The sequence below is a fragment of the Mesorhizobium sp. WSM4841 genome (assembly GCF_055811515.1).
This window is the reverse complement of record NZ_JBVVQC010000005.1, coordinates 280065-299550: the sequence shown is the minus strand read 5'-3', so window position 1 is coordinate 299550 and position 19486 is coordinate 280065. Positions and strand designations below refer to the sequence as shown.

Genomic DNA, 19486 nt, shown 5'->3' with positions numbered 1-19486 from the left:
CTCGCTGCCCGTTGGCCGGCGCCCAATGGAGCGCAGGCTCAACGGTGAGGCTTGCGCTTTCTGCTGCTACGGCTGTTGCATCGCCTTTCAGGTGAAGAGCGGCAGACACGAAGAGTGGGAGGCCGCCTGGCTTCTGATCCAGCTCGGCGTGGGAGGCTTTCTCTCCATGAATATCATGATGTTCAGCCTCCTCCTCTATTCGGACGCGTTCACCGGCGTCGATGCGGGCGTGCTGCCGTGGATTCACCTTTTGCTCTGGATCTTCGCGACGCCGGCGGTGGTGATTCTCGGCGCACCTTATCTGCGCGAAATGTGGCTCAATGGCATTCAGGGACGCGTGACATCGTCAGCGCTCATCTTGCTTGGCGTCGCTGCCGCCTATGTTTATTCGGCATTTGCCGTGTTCGAGGGCAGCACGCATGTCTATTTCGACACAGCCGTGATGGTGCTGATGCTGTTCACCGTTGGCCGCTATCTCGAGGCAGTTGGCCGCGCCAGGGCGGCGCGCGACCTCGAACCTCTCCTGGCCGCCGAAAGCGAGAGCGCAACCGTTGTCGACGGCGCGGCAGAGATCCGCCGCCCGGTGCGGGAGGTGACGGCCGGCATGCTGGTGCGGGTCCGGCCGGGCGAGCGCATTCCAGTCGACGGCGTGGTTGTCGAGGGGGAATCGAACACCGATGAAGCCGTGATCACCGGGGAAAGCCGGCAAGTGACAAAGGGCGCCGGCTCCACGGTGATTGCCGGCAGTATCAACATCGACGGCCCGCTCCTGATCCAAAGCAGCGGTGACGGAACCGCAACCCGCTGGGCACAGATTTGCCGGTCGGTGCGCGACGCGCTCAGCCGTCGCAGTCCAACCCAACGCCTTGCCGATCGCGTCGTTGGCGTGTCCGTGCCGCTCGTGCTCGCCCTCGCCGGGCTGACGATCGTTTACTGGGCGCAGTCATTGCCGTTCGATCGGGCGTTGCTGATTGGCCTCTCGGTACTGGTGGTTGCCTGTCCTTGCGCCGTCGGCCTCGCCGCTCCAATGGCGACCTCGCTCGGCATCGGCCGGTTGGCACGGCACGGTTGCCTGGTCCGCGACCCCGGCGTGCTCGAGGCCCTCGCGCATTTGCGGTTGCTCGCCTTCGACAAGACCGGCACTCTGACGGCGGGCAAAGCGCGTCTCGTCGGCATCGACCGCGACGGGGTCGGCATCGACGACGTGCTGGCACGCGCAGCCGGTCTGGAGCGCCTTTCCGAACATGGTCTGGCGCAGGCCATCGCGGCAGCCGCCGCTCAGCGGGGCATCATGCCGCTCGTCACCCGCGATGTCCGGACGGTTCCCGGCCGTGGCATCCGCGGCAGCGCCGAAGGCCGGCCCGTGGCGGCAGGGAACGGCAGATTGATGAATGATCTGGGCTGGCCGCTTCCCCCGTCGCTGGCCGAGCGTGCGCGGTCGCTGGAGGCGAGCGGTCATTCGGTGGTCTATGTCGGTTGGGGCGAGCAGGTTCACGCCGTGCTGTCGCTCGATGATTCACCGCTTCCCGAGGCGCAGGCCGCGATCGCGGCCCTGCGTGAGCGCGGGCTCGACGCCACGCTGTTGACCGGCGACTTGGCGCAAGCGGCGGAGCGGATCGCGGCCCTGGTCGGGATCAAGGACGTCCAAGCGGGCCTTTCGCCGGAGGCCAAACGGCTGGCCCTGGATCGGCTCCGCCATGACCACGGTTCGGTGGCGATGGTCGGCGATGGACTGAATGACGGGCCGGTCCTGGCCGCCGCAGATGTCGGTATCGCCGTCGGCTCCGCCACCGATCTCGCCCGCGAGACTGCGGCGCTCGTGCTGCCTGCGGACGGATTGTGGATGCTGCCCTGGATCGTCGACGTGGCCCGCGCGGTCCGCAGGACCATCTTGACCAACCTTATGTGGGCGTTCGGCTACAACCTCGTCGCCCTGACGTTCGCAGCATTCGGACTTCTGCAGCCAATCCTTGCGGCGGCGGTCATGGCCGGCTCGAGCATCCTCGTGGTGGTGAATTCGCTGCGGCTGGAGCGGCTGCCCGATCCTGTTCCAGCGCTGATCCCGGAGCAACGATCCGGCACCAAGGCGGAGCGTACCCACAATGGCGCCGGCATTTCCGCAATGGCCGGCCCGGCCGTCGAGCGGAGTTGAGTTTCGTTTCAGCCAAACACGTCGTGCGTGAACGCGTCATACCAGCCTTCCGCCGCGCGCGCAGCCTGCCGGCGGACCTCGGAGCTTTCCTCGACCTTGCTGACGAAGCTGATGACGCTCTTGAGCTTCCCATCGACGGGCTTGAAGCTGATGGCATTGCTGAACGCATCGTCGGGGGCGAGATAGGTGTAGCAGGTGTTGAACAAATGCGCCGGGAAACGCGCTGATCCGGTGAGATCGGCCGCGATGGCAAAGGCGCAGGCTTTGGCCTGGCTGTTGGCGCAGAAGGCGGATTTCGGCATATCTCCGCCGATGATCGCGTCGCCGACCAGGTGGATGCCGGGCTGCAGTGCCGATTCGAAGGTGACCGGATCGACCGGACACCAGCCCGACTGGTCGGTGAGCCCGGCCTGCTGCGCCAGGCGCCCGGCCATTTGCGCCGGGACGACATTGGTGACCGCGGCCTTGAATGTTGCGCCCGCAGTTATCACCGATCGGGTCTTCGGATCGACAGCCGTGACCCCGCCGGTAAACTGGGCCGGCAGCCATTCGATCATTCCCGGATAGTGGCGGTTCCAGGCGTCTTGGAACACGTCCTGTGCGTTGAACTTGTCCTTCGCATCGAGGATCAGAATTTTGGCCTTGGGTTTGCTGTGCTGGAAATAGGATGCGACGAGCGAAGCGCGCTCATAGGGGGCGGGTGGACAGCGAAACGGATCCGGCGGAACGACGATGAGGAACAGGCCGCCGTCCTCCATGCTTTCCAGCTGCCGGCGCAGCAGCTTGCTTTGCGGTCCTGCATTCCAGGCGTGCGGCATGATCTCCATCGCCGCATCGTCGTAGCCCTCAAGCGCCCGGTCCCTGAATGCGATGCCCGGCGCAACAACGAGACGGTCATAGCTGAGCTTCGAGCCGTTGTTCAGCGCAACGGTTTTCGCCGCCGGGTGAATCGCCGCGGCGGACTCATGAATGACGGTGATGCCGTATTGCCTTGCCAGCGCTTCATAACCATGGCCGAGCGATTCGAACGGGCGTAGCCCGGCGAGATAGAGATTGCTGAAAAAGCAGGTCGTGTAGCTCTGCCGCGGTTCGACCAGGGTCACGTCGACGGCCGTGGCGCTGGAGGCGAGATATTTGGCGACCGTTGCGCCGCCGATGCCGCCGCCGATCACGACGACACGCGCCTTGGCCTGGCCTAGCGCCATCCGCGGACGCAGCGCCGTCAGCAACGCTGCTCCCGTTAAGCAACCGAACTCGCGACGCGTCCAGGATTTCATGGCGGGTTCTTTCCCTGCGCTGCGACATAGCGCGCGACGCTCGCGATCTCCTCGTCGCTGAGCGAGAGCGCGATAGCGTGCATGATGTAACTGGGGCTCTGGCTCGCCCGGTAGGCAAGCATGGCGCTGGTGAGCCTCTCCTCGCCGAGCCCGATGATGGGGGGAATGCCTTTGTCGTGGCCATCGAGGCGATGGCAGGACGCACAGGTCGCGGCGAGTTGAGCGCCTTGATCAGCGCCCGCCGCCGCTTCGGATTGGCTGACGAGCAGGACGAAGCCTGTGGCGATCGCAAATCCCACGACGGGGCGCATGCTGAACGCCCGTCTTTTTCGGAGTTTTGCGGTCACGCTCCCACCCAACTCGTCACACCACAGTTTGCGCAGCTGAATTGCGCCGCCACCTCAACCGACCGTGAGCTGGTGCGACAACGCAAAGACGGCACCGCCATCTTCTTCCCAAACGAAATCGAGCCGGCCGCTCTCCGTCGCGCGCAGGGAAAATTCGAAGAACGGATTGGCCGAAATCGCCTCGTGGAGATCGACACTGAACACCACAGTTTCGTTGTAGCGGCAGACAAACTTATTGATGATCTTGCGCGGGATTACATTGCCTTGATCATCATGGCGTAGCCCTGTTTCCATCTGATGGCTGATGATGGTCTTGACCTGAAAAATCTCTCCCTTCGCCGCAGTGTTTGGCACGATCACGCGTGGTGTCGGGGTGGTCACTGTCTCTCTCCGATCTCAGGCACAGCCATCCGTGGCGACACGGACCCACGCCGTGGTCATCAGCAAGACGCCGTCATTCATTTCGGCGACAGCGACGACATGTTGCGGTTTGGCAAGGCGGATGCGTGTCGACACGCGCGGCAGAGTGCGTTGCGGGGCGAAGCGGAAACTGGCGACTTCGATAAGCGGGTTCTGCGGTGCGAACACGCGGATTTGCCTCACATGGTCGGCCTCGGTCATGGGGCTGTCGATGTCGAGACTCATGGGCACGGTGTAGCCGGTCGGGAACTCCGCCGGCATTATCAGGCGAAGGCGATCTGATCTCGTGGCCGTCCGTCCGGTGAGCTGTTTGACGAGATCCAACGCCTCATCGTTCGCACGCGCGCTCCGCGGCGAGAAAAGCGCGACCCCGGCGACCCCCGCACTCCCGGCGATCAACACATCGCGGCGCGTCAAGCTCATTGTCCCGGTCTCCAAACCCTGCCAGCGGCGGCAGGCGGCGCACTCGGACACATCAGTGCGGCAGCTTCTGCGAAATTTAGCACTGACAACCGCTGGGAGCAATCTCGCGGAAGTGCCCATGGACGCCCTTTAAACCAATGCACTCTGTTTTACCGGCCGTTGGGAGCACGCCGGCGGATTCTGCGACTACCTAACTGCGGTTGCCGGCCTGATCGCTGGAGGCGTTTTTGCGGCACCGCTGTCGGGATAGATGGTCAAGGCATTGCGGGAAAGGACGTCTTGCGGGTTGTCGGATCTCTGGTCACACTCTTGGCCCGGCTATCAGATGCTCGAATTAACTGGAGCGCTCGAACCGCGCCAGCGCAATGTCTGATTTACAGGCATGCGCGACATTCACGATAAGGCTGAAAAAGGACGGGTTAGGGGCAGGTCACGACGATGCCCACACCAACCTGAATGTCCGTTCTTGAATATTCGCAGCCTGAAGCTGTCAGTCCGCTCCCGGCCCCCATCAAGACGTTTGGCACATTGGCGCCAAGCGTCCGCTCCTGGCGCATCTTTCCATTTGACCATAGGCGCATCCCACCCCAAGCGGTAGTTTAGCGTCGGATTTTCACTAGTATCCAGTCAGCGCCCGCGCTCCCAGCGCAGTCCGTTGAGCCGGGGATCGGTGGCAAACGCCGTCCTGGAAAACTCGATCCGCTTTTCCGGGAACTCACAGATCGCCTGCACGCCGAAGGCGCCCAGCCTGATGCGCCAGGTATGGGGTTCCAGCGGTTTCGGCTTGGCAAAGCCGCTACATGCCAGCAGCGCCACATTGGCGCCTTTCGGGTCGCGCACGGAGCGATAGCGGATCGCCTCCAGCCCGGCTTCGCGCGCGACATCGGCGATATTTTGGCAGGCCGCGTAGTCCGTGGGGTGCGTCCACGCCGCCGCGTCGCGGTCGAGCGGCGGCCGCGTCAGGTCGATCACCTTTGTGCTGCATATCGCAGCGGCGAAGGCCGTGTATTCGGCGGCGTCGTGCGGCCAGGGCGTAGCCGGCGATTCCGCGAAGAACAGCAGGCGGTAAAAAGCCATCTCAGAGACGGCGGTCATCATGGTTTCCGCTGCGTAGTAGACGCCCTTGGTCCTGCCGGCGCGGCGGAAGCGCGAACCGTGCGGGTAGACCGAGCCATAGCGGAACGGCGTTGCCAAGAGATAATGCAGATGCCGGCATTCCAAGGGGATTTGCGGCTTGGTTTCCTCGATCAGGTCTTCGAGGAGGGCCTGCTCGTCGAGCGTGTCAACGACTTTCAATGTCGAGACGCGGTGCTGCGCCTCGACGATGCGCCAGTATTTGCCGTCGAGCCAATACTTGCCGTCGAGTTTGGCGGCCTCAGACGAGAGCGCGTCGGGAGTCCAGATAGGCGATGACATCGATAAGCCCAGATATCGTCACGATTTTTTCGAGCGGGGTGCTATCGAAAGCCGTGTTCGCGTTCTTCAGCCATGCCCGGGCGACGGTCTCGTCGCCGCCGACAATGGCGTCGAGCGAGCGGAACAGCCGGACGAACAGAACGGCAAGCTCGAATGGCTTGGTTCCACGCTCCAGCAGGAATTCTTGCCTGCGCATGCGCGAAACCGTGGCTTCCGAAACCCCGATGATGGAGGCCAGCATCCTGGCGGTAATGTCCAGCAGGTCTGCGGCGCGCAGTGTGGCCTTGGTCAGGACTGCATTTTCGGCCGGGTTGGCGGCGAAATGGGGTTGCATTGTAAGCATCTCTCCTTTCTGATGAAAATATATGCTATAAAAATTTATATGGAAAGACGCTGGCTTTAAACAATTTGGCGGGCCGTCGAGAGGCTGCTCGCGCGGCCCGCCGCTTTGTACAAACCGTGCTGTGCGTGACATGCCCGCCGAATGTCGCATTTGCTGGGACATAGCCGCTGCAAAACTGGAATCCTGGCAAGCACGCCGATGCCATGAACGGCGATTTCAGGGTGGCGACTGAGTTGGGAGGCAAGATGGACGACGCCCATACCGGATCATGCCTGTGCAGGGCTGTGCGGTTCAGGACGCGGGGGCTGTTGCGCGGCGTGATTTATTGTCACTGCACGCAGTGCCGGAAGCAAAGTGGTCACTTCTACGCTGCAACCAATGTTCCCAACGCAGACATCACAATAGCGGGCGCGGAAAGCATCACCTGGTACGAAGCATCTTCGTTTGCCAGGCGCGGTTTCTGTAAGACATGCGGCTCGCTGCTGTTCTGGAAGCCGCAGGATGATGAATATGTCTCGGTTTTGGCCGGACTGTTCGACAAGCCCACCGGACTTCAGGGCCAATGCCACATCTTCGTCGGCGACAAGGGCGACTACTACACGATCGACGATGGGCTGCCGCAGTTCGAGAAGTCGACGCCGTCGATCAAGGTCGCCGACGAATGATTTTTGCAGAGGTCGCCTTATTCCCTTGATCCGGCCATTGCGCTATCCCCTGCCGGTGGTTCGGAAAGGTTTGGCATGCAGCGGCTGATCGATGCTTTCTTCAATTCAGTGCGGGCATTTCGCAAATTGGCTTCCAGCGAGAAAGCCTTCCAGCAGGAGTTGATGCTGCTCGTGCTTGCTTTGCCGCTCGGCTGGTTTGTTTCGGTGTCGTGGCGCGGCTATGCCCTGCTGATCGGCGCGGTGCTGCTGCTGATCATGGTCGAAGTGCTGAACACCGGCATCGAGGCGGCATGCGATGCGTTCAGCCGGGAGTTCAACGTCGATATCCAGCTCGCCAAGGACTGCGGTTCGCTGGCGGTGCTGATTTCGGTGGTGATCGTTGCCGGCGTCTGGGGCATCGCCATCATCGAGCGCATTACGGGGCTACCGATCTAGTATCTCACCTCTTATATGACGGTCACCAAAGGAGACCGTCATGGGTGAAGGTGCCGATTCCCTGCTGCTTGAGCGAGCCGGCCTGCCGGACGATTTACGCTGGCTGGCCGAAAAATACCCGCGCGAGGTCTGGCAGGCGCATTCCAACATCCATGGCATGGCCACTATGTGGCTGCAGCGGCACGACATGTTCCGCGAGCTCGGCGGCATGCTGACCAACGGCATCGGCGACTATCGCGAGGGCAGGCTGACGGCGCCGGAGTTCGCGCGCTGGTTCGCGCCGCGCCTCAACCATTTTCTCGGTCATCTCGACGGCCACCATAACGTCGAGGACAATCATTATTTTCCGGTCTTCGCCAAGGCGGAGACCCGGCTGAAACGCGGCTTCGAGATTCTCGATGCCGATCATCACTCGATCCATGAAGGGTTGGAGCGCAATGCCGAGGCCGCAAACGCCTTCATCCGCACGCTTCAGGAGAGCGAAGACAAGCAGCGCTTTGCCGCCGATGCCTATGCCGACGAGAACAGCCGGCTGATCGCCATGCTGACCCGGCATCTTGCCGATGAGGAGGACCTGATCATTCCGCTGATCCTTGATCGTGGCGATCGTGCGCTCGGCATCGATTGATCCTCACATTTCCTTGCTACGCTCCTTTTTGGCAATGGTGTGAGCGATGAACCAGGCGAGGACGGCCACTGCCAGGCCAATCGCCAGGGCGATCAGCAATCGCTCGTGACGGGCCAGCGCCTGCCCGACGATGCGCTCCGCGCCGAGCCCAAACACATAGCCGATGGCGGCGAACAATCCGGCCCAGATGATCGATGAAACGGCGTTGAGAATGACAAAGCGCGCCACGGCAATGCCGGACAATCCGGCGGCGATGCCGCCGACCAGGCGCAGGCCATAGATAAAGCGGTTCGACAGTACGAAAATATCGGGATGACTGGAGACAAGACGATAGGCGTGGCTGAAGCCCGGCCGGCTCCTCAATTTGATCACGAGCGGATGGTCGGCGAAGCTTCGGCCGAGGGTGAAAAAGAACGTGTCGCCGACAAAGGCGCCGATAGCGGCCGCCAGAAAGGCTTGCCACAGAACGAAAACATGCTGATGCGCGAAAAAACCGCCAAGGATGGCAGCACTTTCGCCCTCGGCTATACAGCCCAGAAAGACGGCAATCAGCCCATATTGTTCGATGAGATGGTGGATGACCTCCGTCATGAAGGCGTCCGCTGCTTCGACAGAATCTCTTCGATCCGTTTCACCTGTTCGGCCAGCTGCCCAATCTCATCGCGCATGCCAACGATCTGGCTGTGGCGCAGTTCGTCCAGCTTTTCATGCAGCGCCATGATCTCAATTTCGGCCTTGAGGTTGACCTCGTAGTCGTGGGCGGCGTCGATCCGGTCGCGCTCAGCCTGGCGGTTCTGCGCCATCATGATCACCGGCGCCTGCAGCGCAGCGATCATGGAGAGGATGAGGTTGAGGAAGATGAAAGGGTAGGGATCAAAGGCGTCGCGCGACAGGAGCCAGACATTGCCTGACGTCCACAGGATCAGGAAGGCGATGAAGGTCAGGATGAAGGACCACGAGCCGCCGATCCGGGCGATGGTGTCGGCGAGGCGGTCGCCAAACGTCTGGCGAAAGGCGACGGCCTTGTTGGTGTCCTTCGAGATCGTGGTGCGTTCGAGCGTGCTTTGCAGCACCTGGCTCTCAACCTGGCTCAGGCCATCTGGCTTTCGCTTCAGCCAGCGCTTTGCCAACTCTTCGATAGTCTTGTTCATGCCGCCTCCGTCGTCAGCGATAGACCTAAAGGCTGCCGGTTCGCACGGGAAGTGGTAGATTGACGCGACAGGGTGAGGAAACAATGATGGATTTTCAGAAAATCCGCGCCCGCGCGGCCAAACGCAAGGGCGGAGAAGCGGTGCTGGCGTCGCTGCTGGGGCCCGTGCCCGACAATGCCGCGGTGGCTGACATCACCGACGACCGGATCCTGTCGACCATGGCCGAGCGTGTTTTCGCCGCTGGTTTCGTCTGGCGGGTCATCGAGCAGAAATGGCCTGGTTTCGAAGAAGCGTTCCTCGGCTTCGAGCCGAAGCGGCTGCTGTTCCAGCCCGATGATTTCTGGCACGATCTGGCAGCCGACGAACGCATCGTGCGCAACCCGCAGAAGATCAAATCCGTCCGCGACAACGCCGTGTTTGTCGAGAGGGTGTCGAAGGAGCATGGCGGCTTCGGCAGGTTCCTCGCCGATTGGCCTGAAGACGACCAGGTTGGACTGATGGCCTATCTCGGCAAGCATGGCAGCCGGCTCGGTGGCAACACCGGTCAGTATTTTCTGCGGTGGCTGGAGTGGGACGCCTTCATCGTCTCGGCCGACATGGCGGCGGCGCTGCGCGACGCCGGCCTGGACATCGCCGAAAGCCCGACCTCCAAGAGGGATCTCGACAAGATCCAGAACCAGATCAATGCCTGGGCGGCACAAACCGGCCTGCCGCGCCGGCATATTTCGCGCATTCTGGCGATGTCGATCGGCGAGAACCACTCGCCGGAAGCGTTGCGCGAATATATGGGCGAATAAGGCACGATCGACATGTCGATCGGTCCGATCGGTCTGACACGAATGACATGTGTCATTCGGTCTGGGTGGTTCAAATGAACGCCATTGCCCGGCGAATTCTGTCGCGCTAAGTCAGCAGGCATGACCGACCAGACCGTTTCCGATATATTGCGCATCGCCGTCGCCCAGCTCAATCCGACGGTCGGCGACGTCGCCGGCAATCTCGCCAAGGCGCGTGAGGCGAGGGCGGATGCCGCCCGCCAGGGCGCCGACCTCGTGCTGTTCACCGAGCTTTTCCTCGCCGGTTATCCGCCCGAGGACCTGGTGCTGAAGCCGGCGTTCCTGAAAGCCTGCGAGCAGGCGGCGCAGGATTTCGCGAGGGATACCGCCGATGGCGGGCCTGCCGTCATCATCGGCACGCCGCTGAAGCGCAAGAGCGGCACGCACAATTCGATCATCTTTGCCGATGGCGGCAAGATCGTTGCCGAGCGCTACAAGCTCGATTTGCCGAACTACGGCGAATTCGACGAGAAGCGCGTCTTCCAGGCCGGCCCTGAAATCCAGGGACCGGTCAATTTCCGCGGCGTGCGCCTGGGGATTCCGATCTGCGAAGACATTTGGGGCGATGTCGGCATCTGCGAGACGCTGGCCGAAAGCGGCGCCGAAATCCTGCTGGTGCCGAACGGCTCGCCCTATTATCGCGGCAAGGTCGATGTCCGCCACCAGGTTGTGATCCGCCAGGTCATCGAATGCGGAATGCCGATCATCTACGCCAATCAGCTTGGCGGCCAGGACGAGCTGATCTTCGACGGCGCGTCGTTTGCCATAGGTTCTGACAAGACGCTGGCCTTCCAGATGAGCCAGTTCGAGGAGACGGTCAACGTCACCACCTGGAAGCGAAACCGCGCCGCCGCAGGCGCGCAAAATGGAAATAATTCCGACGGCTGGGTCTGCTCCGAAGGGCCGATGTCGAAAATACCGGAAAAGGAGGAGGCCGATTATCGCGCCTGCATGCTGGGCCTGCGCGACTACGTCAACAAGAACGGCTTCAAGAACGTTGTGCTCGGCCTTTCCGGCGGCATCGATTCGGCGATCTGCGCAGCACTTGCTGTCGATGCGCTCGGCGAGGAACGGCTGCGCGCCGTGATGATGCCTTATCGCTACACCTCGAAGGACTCGCTCAAAGACGCCGAGGATTGCGCCCGTGCGCTCGGCTGCCGTTACGACATCGTGCCGATCTTCGAGCCGGTCGAGGGATTCCTGCATACGCTGACGCAGCTTTTCGAGGGCACCAAGGAAGGCATCACCGAAGAAAACCTGCAGAGCCGCGCGCGCGGCACCATTTTGATGGCGATCTCTAACAAATTCGGCTCGATGGTGGTCACCACCGGCAACAAGAGCGAGATGTCGGTTGGCTATGCCACGCTCTACGGCGACATGAATGGCGGTTTCAACCCGATCAAGGACCTCTACAAGATGCAGGTCTATGCGCTGGCGCGCTGGCGCAATACGCACGTGCCGCCGGGCGCACTGGGTCCATCCGGCGAAGTGATCCCGAACAACATCATCGACAAGGCGCCGTCGGCGGAACTGCGCGAGAACCAGACGGATCAGGATTCGCTGCCGCCCTATCCGGTGCTGGATGACATATTGGAGTGTCTGGTCGAGAACGAGATGGGTGTCGACGAGATCGTTGCCCGCGGCCACGACCGGGCGACGGTGACGCGCGTCGAGCACCTGCTCTACATTGCCGAATACAAGCGCCGGCAGGCAGCGCCCGGCGTGAAGATCACCAAAAAGAATTTCGGCCGCGACCGCCGTTATCCCATCACCAACCGGTTCAGGGATGGCGGGTAAGCGCCGTTTCTCGCTCCTGTGAGATGGCTGCGGCCGGACGAGTGGCACAGTCAGCTTGACCGCATTCCGGCCGCCTGACCGAGGAAATCGTACAACCCGCGATTGTTGCAAAATCGCCTCACAGTTGGACCAGATGCGCTTTTCGGCAACTTGCTGGCTTGGCGACACGTTGACGCATCTCTATAAACGCCTTTCCGCGATCCCTACGCATCGGCCCGAAAATCGGAACCGATTTTCGGAAAGCACGATGCGCAGGTTCAATTTGTTAGAGCGTACTTTGTGCGTCCAAATCGACGCACGTCGCTCTAATGGGAGGACCGAATGGCAGGATTTGACATCGTTATGCGAGGCCGCGAAGCCTAGGTCTCAGAGGGCGCGCCGGAAGGTTTTCACCTTCATGGGCAAGCCCACCTGACAACAGGCCTTCGTCGATGCCGGTCGCCGCCCGTATTCGGGCGAGCCGCCAAATATGCCGAACCTCCGCATTCCCGGGCGCTAATTCGCCCAACGCGGTTTTTTCAATTTTCGACCTTACCGGGGCCGGGCTCGCTTGCGCCCGAATGACATCATGGCTCGTTTTCAGATAGATTTGCGCGCCGGCGCCTTTCGCAGCGTCCTTGGCTTCACGCTCAGCCATTGGCGGCGCCAGCCGTGGCGGCTTTCGCTCATCATGGGCACGTTCCTGCTGTCGACCTTGGCCGACGTGCTGACGCCGCTCTATTCCGGCCGGCTGGTCGACGCCGTCGCCAGCAGTGCTGCAGCCGACGATGTCGCGTGGAATGCGGCGACGGCAGCGTTTTCGATGCTGGTGACGCTGGCGCTCACCGGCGTCGTGCTGCGCAACCTCGCCTTCATGGCTATCGTCGAACTGACCCTGAAGATGATGGCGGATATCGCCGCCGACGCGTTCCATCGCGTCCAACGCTTCTCCACCGACTGGCACGCCAACAGCTTCGCCGGATCGACCGTGCGCAAGATAACCCGCGGCATGTGGGCGCTCGACCTGCTCAACGACACGATCCTGATCGCGCTGCTGCCGTCCGTCGTCATGCTCGTCGGTTCGACGCTGCTGCTCGGCTGGTTCTGGCCGCTGATGGGTGCTGTCGTCGCCGCAGGTTCGGTGCTGTTCATCGCGGTGACGGCGCTGCTGTCGCTTGGCTATGTCGCGCCTGCCGCAAGGCTTGCCAACGCATGGGACACGCGCCTGGGCGGCTCGCTGGCCGATGCGGTGAGCTGCAACGCCGTGGTCAAGGGTTTTGGCGCCGAGGAACGCGAGGAAACGCGCCTCGCCAAGGTCGTCGCCAGATGGCGCGCCCGCACGCGCCGCACTTGGGTGCGTGGCACCGTCAACGGCACCACGCAAGGGTCGATGCTGCTGCTTCTGAGAACAGCGGTGATAGGATTCTCCCTGCTTTTGTGGTCGTGGGGGCAGGCGAGCGCCGGCGATGTCACCTTCGTGCTGACCTCGTTCTTCGTGCTGCAAGGCTATTTGCGCGATATCGGCACGCATATCCGCAATTTGCAGCGCTCGATCAACGACATGGAGGAACTGGTCGACTTCCAGTTCGAGCGCCTCGGCATCGAGGATGTGCCCGGCGCCAGGCCGATCCGCATCACCGACGGCCGCGTCAGCTTCGACAAAGTCACCTTCCATTATGGCAGCCACCGACTGCCGCTCTATCGCGACTTTTCGGTGGACATCGCGCCGGGCGAGCGCGTCGGGCTGGTCGGCCATTCGGGCTCGGGCAAGACGACCTTCGTCAAGCTGATCCAGCGCCTTTACGACGTGAACGCGGGAACGATCCTGATCGACGGTCAGGATATTTCCGGGGTGGCGCAGGCGTCGCTGCGCGGGCAGATCGCCATCGTCCAGCAGGAGCCGATCCTGTTCCACCGGTCGCTGGCCGAAAACATCGCCTATGCCCGGCCGAGCGCCACGCAAGCCGAAATCGAGCACGCCGCACGGCTGGCAAGCGCGCACGACTTCATCGTCGATCTGCCGAAAGGCTATGGCACGCTGGTCGGCGAGCGCGGCGTGAAACTGTCGGGCGGCGAGCGCCAGCGCGTGGCGATCGCGCGGGCCTTCCTCGCCGATGCGCGGATCCTCATTCTGGACGAGGCGACGTCGAGCCTCGATTCAGAATCGGAGGTGTTGATCCAGCAGGCGATGGAGCGGTTGATGGTCGGCCGCACGACGCTGGTCATCGCGCACCGGCTTTCGACGGTACGGGCGCTGGACAGGCTTCTGGTGTTCGATCGCGGCCGCATCGTCGAGGAGGGTTCGCATGACCAACTAATCCGGCTGCAGGGCGGCATCTACCGCCGGCTGTTCGAGCGCCAGGCGCTCGAATTGACCAAGGGGCTGGCGATCTGACGGCCTACAGCGCCGCGCGTCCATTAGAGCGACGTGCGTCCACTTGGACGCACAAAGTACGCTCTAACATTTTGAATCTGCGCATCGTGCTTTCCGAAAATCGGTTCCCGATTTTCGGGCCGATGCGCTAGAGCGACGTGTGTCCACTTGGACGCACAACGTACGCTCTAACACTTTGAATCTGCGCATCGTGCTTTCCGAAAATCGGTTCCGATTTTCGGGCCGATGCGGTAGGACGCGCGGCGCTGCCGCCTTTTCATCGCCTTCGTCATGTTCTATGTCTGCGGCCAGGCGCGGGGGCGTGTCTTGTCAACAGCAAAACCATCCGGTACGCCCCGTTCATGACAGTTACCGTCCGTTTCGCCCCGTCACCAACCGGCCGCATTCATATCGGCAATGCGCGCACTGCGCTGTTCAATTGGCTGTTCGCCATGAACAACAAGGGCCGCTTCATCCAGCGCTTCGATGACACCGACGTCGCGCGCTCGACGCAGGAATTCTCCGACGCCATCCTCTACGACCTGCATTGGCTGGGCATCTTTCCCGACGCCACGGAATACCAGTCACGGCGCTTCGAGATCTACGATGCGGCGATGGAGAAATTGAAGGCAGCGCGCCTTCTCTATGCTTGTTACGAGACACCCGAAGAGCTCGATCTCAGGCGCAAGGTGCGCCGCACGCGCGGCCTGCCGCCGGTCTACGGCCGCGAAGCGTTGACGCTGACGCCTGAGCAGATCGCCGAATACCAGTCCGATGGCCGCCGGCCGCACTGGCGCTTTCTGCTGCCCAATTTCACCAGCGACCCCTTGCAGCCGGAGCGCACGGAAATCCACTGGAACGATCTGGTGCGCGGCGAGGAAACCGTCGACCTCGCCTCGCTTTCCGACCCGGTTCTAATGCGCGAGGACGGGACCTATCTCTATACTCTGCCTTCGGTGGTCGACGACATCGAGATGGGCGTCAGCCACGTTATCCGTGGCGACGACCACGTCACCAACACCGGTGTGCAGATCGCCCTGTTCCAGGCATTGGGTGCCGAGCCGCCGGTGTTCGGCCACCACAATCTGTTGACCACCGCATCGGGCGAGGGCCTGTCGAAGCGGAGCGGCGCGCTCTCCATCGAGAGCTTGCGCGAGACCGGCATCGAACCGATGGCCGTCGCCTCGCTGGCCGTGCTTGTCGGCACCTCGGAAAACGTCGTGGCGGTGCCCGATATGACCGAGCTTGCCCGGCGCTTCGATCCGGCCGCGACCTCGAAATCCGCCGCGAAATTCGACCCGGACGAGCTCTTCGTGCTCAACCGCACGCTGCTGCATCATATGCCGTTTTCAGAGGCGCGCGACCGGCTGATCGTGCTCGGCATTTCCGGCGAACAGGCCGAGCCGTTCTGGCTGGCGGTGCGCGGCAATCTCGACAGGCTGGCCGATGCCGCAATCTGGTGGCGCACACTTCGCGACGGCCCGCAGGAGCAGCCGGACTTTTCCGACGTCGACCGCGATTTCCTTCGCCAGGCGTTCGACCTTTTGCCGGAAGACCCCTGGAACGGGTCGGTGTGGAAGGAGTGGACGGGCAGGATCAGGGAAGCGACCGGCCGCAAGGGCAAGGCGCTGTTCATGCCGCTCAGGTTGGCGCTTACGGGGCAGCCTTCGGGACCGGAGCTTGCAGATCTGTTGCCGCTGCTGGGTCGGGAAGGAACGTTGGCCCGACGACCCTGACCTTGCGCTGTCCCGGCGGCGGCAAAGTCGTCGGCGAGGGTTTGACGGCGAGGCGCTTGATGACGTCGCGGTCGAGCCCGCCTTCGACATTGGCCAATGTCTCGGGGTCGGCGCCTGGATCGGGTTTGGCGACAGGCAATGGTGTGGTCTCTACATCGGGGTCAGTCTGTTCCGGGCTTGGCGGGTTGCCGGCAATGATCTCGAAATTTCGTGCTGCGTTGCAGCCGCAGGCCGGCGAGGGAGAGGTTTCGGGCTGCTTGTAGAGATAGGCGGTCGGCAGTTCGCTATAGGGCCTGCCGGTTACCGAAGACGTCATGTCAGCCGAGTTGTCGCCTATGCCGCGCGCATAAAACACCTGCATCTCGGTGCCGGGGCAACTCGAATCGCAGTTCTTCTGATCGCGCTCGAAATCGCCCAGCGAGGCGGCATTCGACATCGGGAAGAAATAGCCGTCGCAGGTGCGCACACACATTGTGCGGAATTCGTCGCCGAGGCGCGGCAGGTCCATGCCGTCGGGCTGATTGATCATGGCGCGGACACCGCGTTCTTCGTCGGGATCGCTCGGTTCGTCCAGCGCATCGGGCTGATTTCTGGCGTCGCCCAAAAGCCGATCGAGCAGATTTCCATTGCCATTCTCACGTTTCGCCTCCAGGACAGGCGCACGTTCCGAAGGCACGATGCTGTCGCGACAGCCATTGGCGTCGAGCGAAGCCAATATGCGCGCGCGATCGCGGCGCGAGCCGCCGTCGGCGAGCTGCGCGCGCTTGATCTGCAGGGCATCGAGATTGGCGATCATGCGGTCGAGCGTGGCCTCGAGTGCGCCGCAAGCGTTGCGATTGCGGCCGAGCAGCAAAAAGTCGCAGCCGGCGCTGTCGGACTGGCGGCTTGCCTTTGAAATCTGCTCGCGCTGTCGCACGATCGCGTCGTCGTATTTCCTGAGCAGGGCCGGCTTGCCGCCACCGCGCGAAGCGGCCGCGAGATCGGCTTCCAGCTGGCGGCAAACACCGGAGGCGGCCTGCGGCTGAGTGACGGCAAGGCCTGATAACGCCAGTGCACCGAGCAGCGCCGCGGCACGCGTCAGCTTCCACCCTCCGCCCGTCATTCGCCGTGAACTCCGTTTAACCGCCCGTCGCGAAAGCTACCGCTTTGCGGTTATTTGTTAGCTTACCGCGAAAGGCCGTTTTAGCCCAGATTTACGACCGCCTGCGCCTTATGGGCCGCTTCGACCACGGCGAGCGCCGTCATGTTGACGACACCGCGTGACGTCACCGACGGCGTCAATATATGCGCCGGCCTGTCGGTGCCGAGCAGGATCGGCCCGACATGCAGCGCGTCCATCATCGCGCGCAGCGCGGTGAGCGTGATGTTCGCCGAATCGAGATTGGGGAACACCAGCAGATTGGCTTCGCCCTTCAGCCGCGAATGCGGATAGACGCGCTGGCGCAGTTGCTCCGACAGAGCCGAGTCGGCATGCATCTCGCCGTCGCATTGCAGGTCTGGCGCAATGCGCGCCAGGATCGCCGCTGCCTGCCGCATCTTGAGCGCGCTTGGCGAATCGCGTGAGCCGAAATCCGAATGCGACAGCAGGGCGGCCTTGGGCTCGATGCCGAAGCGCTGGATTTCTTCGGCAGCCAGCACCGTCATCTCGGCGATCTCCTCGGCCGTCGGATCGACGGTGACGTGCGTGTCGGTGAGGAAAATGATGCCGCGCTGCGAGATCAGCATGGAAAGCGTCGACAGGTCATGATCCTTGATACCGGCGCGCGGGCCGATGATCAGGGTGACATTGCGCAAATGCCGCTCGAAACGCCCTTCCAGTCCGCAGACCATGGCGTCGGCGTCGCCACGCTTAAGGGCAAGTGCTGCGATCACGGTGTTGTCGGTGCGCACCATGGTGCGCGCGGCCTCCGTCGTCACACCGCGCCGGCCGGCGAGTTCAATTAAAAGGTCGACATAGTGGCGATAACGGGGATCGTCCTCGGGATTGATCAGGCCGAAATCGACGCCCGGCTTGATGCGCAGCCCGTAGCGTTTCAGCCTGACTTCGATGACATGCGGGCGACCGATCAGGATCGGCTCGGCGATGCCTTCCTCCAGCACCACCTGGGCGGCACGCAGCACGCGCTCGTCCTCGCCGTCGGCATAGATGACGCGCTTGGCGCTCGACGTCTTGGCCATCGTGAACACCGGCTTCATGACCAGGCCGGAGCGGAAGACAAAGCGGTTCAGCGTGTCGATATAGACCGTCATGTCGGTGATCGGCCGTGTCGCGACACCGGTGTCGCAGGCGGCCTTGGCGACGGCCGGAGCGATGCGCAGGATCAGCCTGGGATCAAAGGGCGAGGGGATCAGGAAATCGGGCCCGAAGATCGGCGTTTCGCCGGAATAGGCGCGGGCGGCGACATCCGACGGTTCCTCGCGGGCAAGGGCCGCGATCGCCCGCACCGCGGCCATCTTCATCTCTTCGTTGATGGCGCTGGCGCCGCAGTCCAATGCGCCACGAAAAATGTAAGGAAAACAAAGTACATTGTTGACTTGATTGGGAAAATCGGAGCGGCCGGTGCAGATCATCGCGTCGGGTCGCGCCGCCCGTGCTGCTTCCGGCATGATCTCGGGGTTGGGGTTGGCCAGCGCCAGGATCAGCGGTTTTGGCGCCATATGCTGGAGCAATTCCGGTTTCAGCACGCCGGCGGCCGAAAGACCCAGGAACACGTCGGCGCCCGGCAGCACATCGGCCAGCGTGCGCGCCTCGGTGTCCTTCACATAGGGGTCCTTCCAGCGGTCCATCTCGTCGACGCGGCCCTTGTAGGCGACGCCGAAACGGTCGGTGACCCAGATGTTTTCGACGCGCGCGCCAAGCAAAACCAGCAAGTTGAGGCAGGCAAGGGCCGCAGCTCCTGCGCCGGAGGTGACGATCTTGATGTCGGAGATGGTCTTGCCGGCAAATTCCAGCCCGTTGAGCACGGCCGCGGCGACAATGATCGCGGTGCCGTGCTGGTCGTCGTGGAAGACCGGTATGGCCATGCGGGCCTTGAGCCGTTCCTCGACCTCGAAGCATTCGGGCGCCTTGATGTCTTCGAGGTTGATGCCGCCGAAGGTCGGCTCCAGCGCCGAGATCGTCTCGACCATGCGCTCGATGTCAGGCGCGTCGATCTCGATATCGAAGACGTCGATGCCGGCGAATTTCTTGAACAGCACCGCCTTGCCTTCCATCACCGGCTTGGAGGCCAGCGGACCGATATTGCCCAAGCCGAGCACCGCCGAACCATTCGAGACGACGCCAACCAGATTGGCGCGCGCCGTGTAGTCGGCGGCGGTTGCCGGATTGTCGCGGATTTCCAGACAGGGCGCCGCGACGCCGGGCGAATAGGCAAGCGCCAGGTCGCGCTGGTTGCCGAGCGGCTTTGTTGCCTGGATTTCAAGCTTTCCAGGCCGTGGATGCTTGTGGAAATAAAGTGCGGCTTCGTCGAGGTCCGACCGGGCTGCTTTTTTGTTTTCGCCTTCCAT

The 19486-nt window shown here is 62.6% G+C and carries 18 protein-coding genes and 1 pseudogene; 9 read left to right on the top strand and 10 right to left on the bottom strand.

Annotation, left to right across the window (positions count from 1 at the left end; all coding sequences use genetic code 11):
- Positions 1-25 precede the first annotated feature (25 nt).
- The gene (locus AC0L14_RS08840; protein WP_473749188.1) at positions 26-2152 is read left to right on the top strand and encodes a heavy metal translocating P-type ATPase; all 2127 of its coding nucleotides are present in this window, start codon (positions 26-28) and stop codon (positions 2150-2152) included.
- Positions 2153-2160: 8 nt separating this feature from the next.
- Here AC0L14_RS08840 and AC0L14_RS08835 read toward each other — a convergent pair whose 3' ends face one another.
- From AC0L14_RS08835 to AC0L14_RS08820, 4 genes are all read right to left on the bottom strand, one after another.
- Complete coding sequence (locus AC0L14_RS08835) at positions 2161-3429, bottom strand: FCSD flavin-binding domain-containing protein (RefSeq protein WP_473749187.1); 1269 nt, start codon at positions 3427-3429, stop codon at positions 2161-2163.
- Positions 3426-3740, bottom strand: coding sequence for a c-type cytochrome (locus AC0L14_RS08830; protein WP_473749185.1), 315 nt, complete (start codon positions 3738-3740; stop codon positions 3426-3428). The genes AC0L14_RS08835 and AC0L14_RS08830 overlap by 4 nt, the downstream gene beginning before the upstream one ends.
- 90 nt (positions 3741-3830) lie before the next feature.
- The gene (gene soxZ / locus AC0L14_RS08825; protein ID WP_258119666.1) at positions 3831-4157 is read right to left on the bottom strand and encodes a thiosulfate oxidation carrier complex protein SoxZ; all 327 of its coding nucleotides are present in this window, start codon (positions 4155-4157) and stop codon (positions 3831-3833) included.
- Between the two features lie 15 nt (positions 4158-4172).
- On the bottom strand, positions 4173-4619 hold the full coding sequence (locus tag AC0L14_RS08820) for a thiosulfate oxidation carrier protein SoxY (protein WP_473749184.1): 447 nt from the start codon (positions 4617-4619) through the stop codon (positions 4173-4175).
- 139 nt (positions 4620-4758) lie between these two features.
- Between AC0L14_RS08820 and AC0L14_RS08815 the strand changes: the two are divergent.
- Positions 4759-4992, top strand: a pseudogene (locus AC0L14_RS08815) (sulfite exporter TauE/SafE family protein); the annotation flags it as partial.
- A gap of 254 nt (positions 4993-5246) precedes the next feature.
- Here the strand turns inward: AC0L14_RS08815 and AC0L14_RS08810 are convergent.
- Both AC0L14_RS08810 and AC0L14_RS08805 read right to left on the bottom strand, forming a co-directional pair.
- The gene (locus tag AC0L14_RS08810; protein WP_473749183.1) at positions 5247-6035 is read right to left on the bottom strand and encodes an RES family NAD+ phosphorylase; all 789 of its coding nucleotides are present in this window, start codon (positions 6033-6035) and stop codon (positions 5247-5249) included.
- Positions 5995-6378: an antitoxin Xre/MbcA/ParS toxin-binding domain-containing protein gene (locus tag AC0L14_RS08805; protein ID WP_473749182.1), complete on the bottom strand. Its 384-nt coding sequence runs from the start codon at positions 6376-6378 to the stop codon at positions 5995-5997. Before AC0L14_RS08805 ends, AC0L14_RS08810 begins: the two co-directional genes overlap by 41 nt.
- Before the next feature lie 245 nt (positions 6379-6623).
- Between AC0L14_RS08805 and AC0L14_RS08800 the strand changes: the two genes are divergently transcribed.
- From AC0L14_RS08800 to AC0L14_RS08790, 3 genes are all read left to right on the top strand, one after another.
- Entirely contained in the window at positions 6624-7043 is a 420-nt protein-coding gene (locus tag AC0L14_RS08800; RefSeq protein ID WP_473749217.1) for a GFA family protein, read from the top strand.
- A 75-nt stretch (positions 7044-7118) separates the two neighbouring features.
- A complete protein-coding gene (locus tag AC0L14_RS08795; protein ID WP_292651252.1) occupies positions 7119-7478 on the top strand; it encodes a diacylglycerol kinase in 360 nt (119 codons plus the stop codon).
- Between the two features lie 40 nt (positions 7479-7518).
- Positions 7519-8106: a hemerythrin domain-containing protein gene (locus AC0L14_RS08790; protein ID WP_473749181.1), complete on the top strand. Its 588-nt coding sequence runs from the start codon at positions 7519-7521 to the stop codon at positions 8104-8106.
- A 3-nt stretch (positions 8107-8109) separates the two neighbouring features.
- Here the strand turns inward: AC0L14_RS08790 and AC0L14_RS08785 are convergent, their stop codons facing one another.
- Together AC0L14_RS08785 and AC0L14_RS08780 are read right to left on the bottom strand one after the other, a co-directional pair.
- Positions 8110-8697 carry a DedA family protein gene (locus AC0L14_RS08785; protein ID WP_473749180.1) on the bottom strand — a complete coding sequence of 196 codons (588 nt, stop codon included), beginning with the start codon at positions 8695-8697 and terminating at the stop codon, positions 8110-8112.
- Entirely contained in the window at positions 8694-9257 is a 564-nt protein-coding gene (locus AC0L14_RS08780; protein WP_473749178.1) for a DUF1003 domain-containing protein, read from the bottom strand. Before AC0L14_RS08780 ends, AC0L14_RS08785 begins: the two co-directional genes overlap by 4 nt.
- Positions 9258-9340: 83 nt before the next feature.
- Here AC0L14_RS08780 and AC0L14_RS08775 point away from each other — a divergent pair, with 83 nt between their 5' ends.
- From AC0L14_RS08775 to gltX, 4 genes are all read left to right on the top strand, one after another.
- Positions 9341-10054 (top strand): DNA-3-methyladenine glycosylase I, encoded by a 714-nt coding sequence (locus tag AC0L14_RS08775; RefSeq protein WP_473749177.1) that lies wholly within the window; start codon positions 9341-9343, stop codon positions 10052-10054.
- Between the two features lie 120 nt (positions 10055-10174).
- Positions 10175-11890 carry an NAD+ synthase gene (locus AC0L14_RS08770; RefSeq protein ID WP_473749176.1) on the top strand — a complete coding sequence of 572 codons (1716 nt, stop codon included), beginning with the start codon at positions 10175-10177 and terminating at the stop codon, positions 11888-11890.
- Positions 11891-12458: 568 nt separating this feature from the next.
- The gene (locus AC0L14_RS08765) at positions 12459-14264 is read left to right on the top strand and encodes an ABC transporter ATP-binding protein (RefSeq protein WP_473749174.1); all 1806 of its coding nucleotides are present in this window, start codon (positions 12459-12461) and stop codon (positions 14262-14264) included.
- A 341-nt stretch (positions 14265-14605) separates the two neighbouring features.
- A complete protein-coding gene (gene gltX, locus AC0L14_RS08760; RefSeq protein WP_473487291.1) occupies positions 14606-15979 on the top strand; it encodes a glutamate--tRNA ligase in 1374 nt (457 codons plus the stop codon).
- Here gltX and AC0L14_RS08755 read toward each other — a convergent pair.
- Both AC0L14_RS08755 and AC0L14_RS08750 read right to left on the bottom strand, forming a co-directional pair.
- Entirely contained in the window at positions 15897-17081 is a 1185-nt protein-coding gene (locus AC0L14_RS08755) for a DUF2865 domain-containing protein (protein ID WP_473529760.1), read from the bottom strand. The two genes, gltX and AC0L14_RS08755, sit on opposite strands and share 83 nt — an antisense overlap.
- 80 nt (positions 17082-17161) lie before the next feature.
- Positions 17162-19486: an NADP-dependent malic enzyme gene (locus AC0L14_RS08750; protein ID WP_123145757.1), complete on the bottom strand. Its 2325-nt coding sequence runs from the start codon at positions 19484-19486 to the stop codon at positions 17162-17164.

Coding starts and splice junctions, on each gene's coding strand:
- AC0L14_RS08840 (WP_473749188.1), top strand. CDS start 26: ATGGAGCGCAGGCTCAACGGTGAGGCTTGCGCTTTCTGCTGCTACGGC.
- AC0L14_RS08835 (WP_473749187.1), bottom strand. CDS start 3,429: ATGAAATCCTGGACGCGTCGCGAGTTCGGTTGCTTAACGGGAGCAGCG.
- AC0L14_RS08830 (WP_473749185.1), bottom strand. CDS start 3,740: ATGCGCCCCGTCGTGGGATTTGCGATCGCCACAGGCTTCGTCCTGCTC.
- AC0L14_RS08820 (WP_473749184.1), bottom strand. CDS start 4,619: ATGAGCTTGACGCGCCGCGATGTGTTGATCGCCGGGAGTGCGGGGGTC.
- AC0L14_RS08810 (WP_473749183.1), bottom strand. CDS start 6,035: ATGTCATCGCCTATCTGGACTCCCGACGCGCTCTCGTCTGAGGCCGCC.
- AC0L14_RS08805 (WP_473749182.1), bottom strand. CDS start 6,378: ATGCTTACAATGCAACCCCATTTCGCCGCCAACCCGGCCGAAAATGCA.
- AC0L14_RS08800 (WP_473749217.1), top strand. CDS start 6,624: ATGGACGACGCCCATACCGGATCATGCCTGTGCAGGGCTGTGCGGTTC.
- AC0L14_RS08795 (WP_292651252.1), top strand. CDS start 7,119: ATGCAGCGGCTGATCGATGCTTTCTTCAATTCAGTGCGGGCATTTCGC.
- AC0L14_RS08790 (WP_473749181.1), top strand. CDS start 7,519: ATGGGTGAAGGTGCCGATTCCCTGCTGCTTGAGCGAGCCGGCCTGCCG.
- AC0L14_RS08785 (WP_473749180.1), bottom strand. CDS start 8,697: ATGACGGAGGTCATCCACCATCTCATCGAACAATATGGGCTGATTGCC.
- AC0L14_RS08780 (WP_473749178.1), bottom strand. CDS start 9,257: ATGAACAAGACTATCGAAGAGTTGGCAAAGCGCTGGCTGAAGCGAAAG.
- AC0L14_RS08775 (WP_473749177.1), top strand. CDS start 9,341: ATGATGGATTTTCAGAAAATCCGCGCCCGCGCGGCCAAACGCAAGGGC.
- AC0L14_RS08770 (WP_473749176.1), top strand. CDS start 10,175: ATGACCGACCAGACCGTTTCCGATATATTGCGCATCGCCGTCGCCCAG.
- AC0L14_RS08765 (WP_473749174.1), top strand. CDS start 12,459: ATGGCTCGTTTTCAGATAGATTTGCGCGCCGGCGCCTTTCGCAGCGTC.
- gltX (WP_473487291.1), top strand. CDS start 14,606: ATGACAGTTACCGTCCGTTTCGCCCCGTCACCAACCGGCCGCATTCAT.
- AC0L14_RS08755 (WP_473529760.1), bottom strand. CDS start 17,081: ATGACGGGCGGAGGGTGGAAGCTGACGCGTGCCGCGGCGCTGCTCGGT.
- AC0L14_RS08750 (WP_123145757.1), bottom strand. CDS start 19,486: ATGGAAGGCGAAAACAAAAAAGCAGCCCGGTCGGACCTCGACGAAGCC.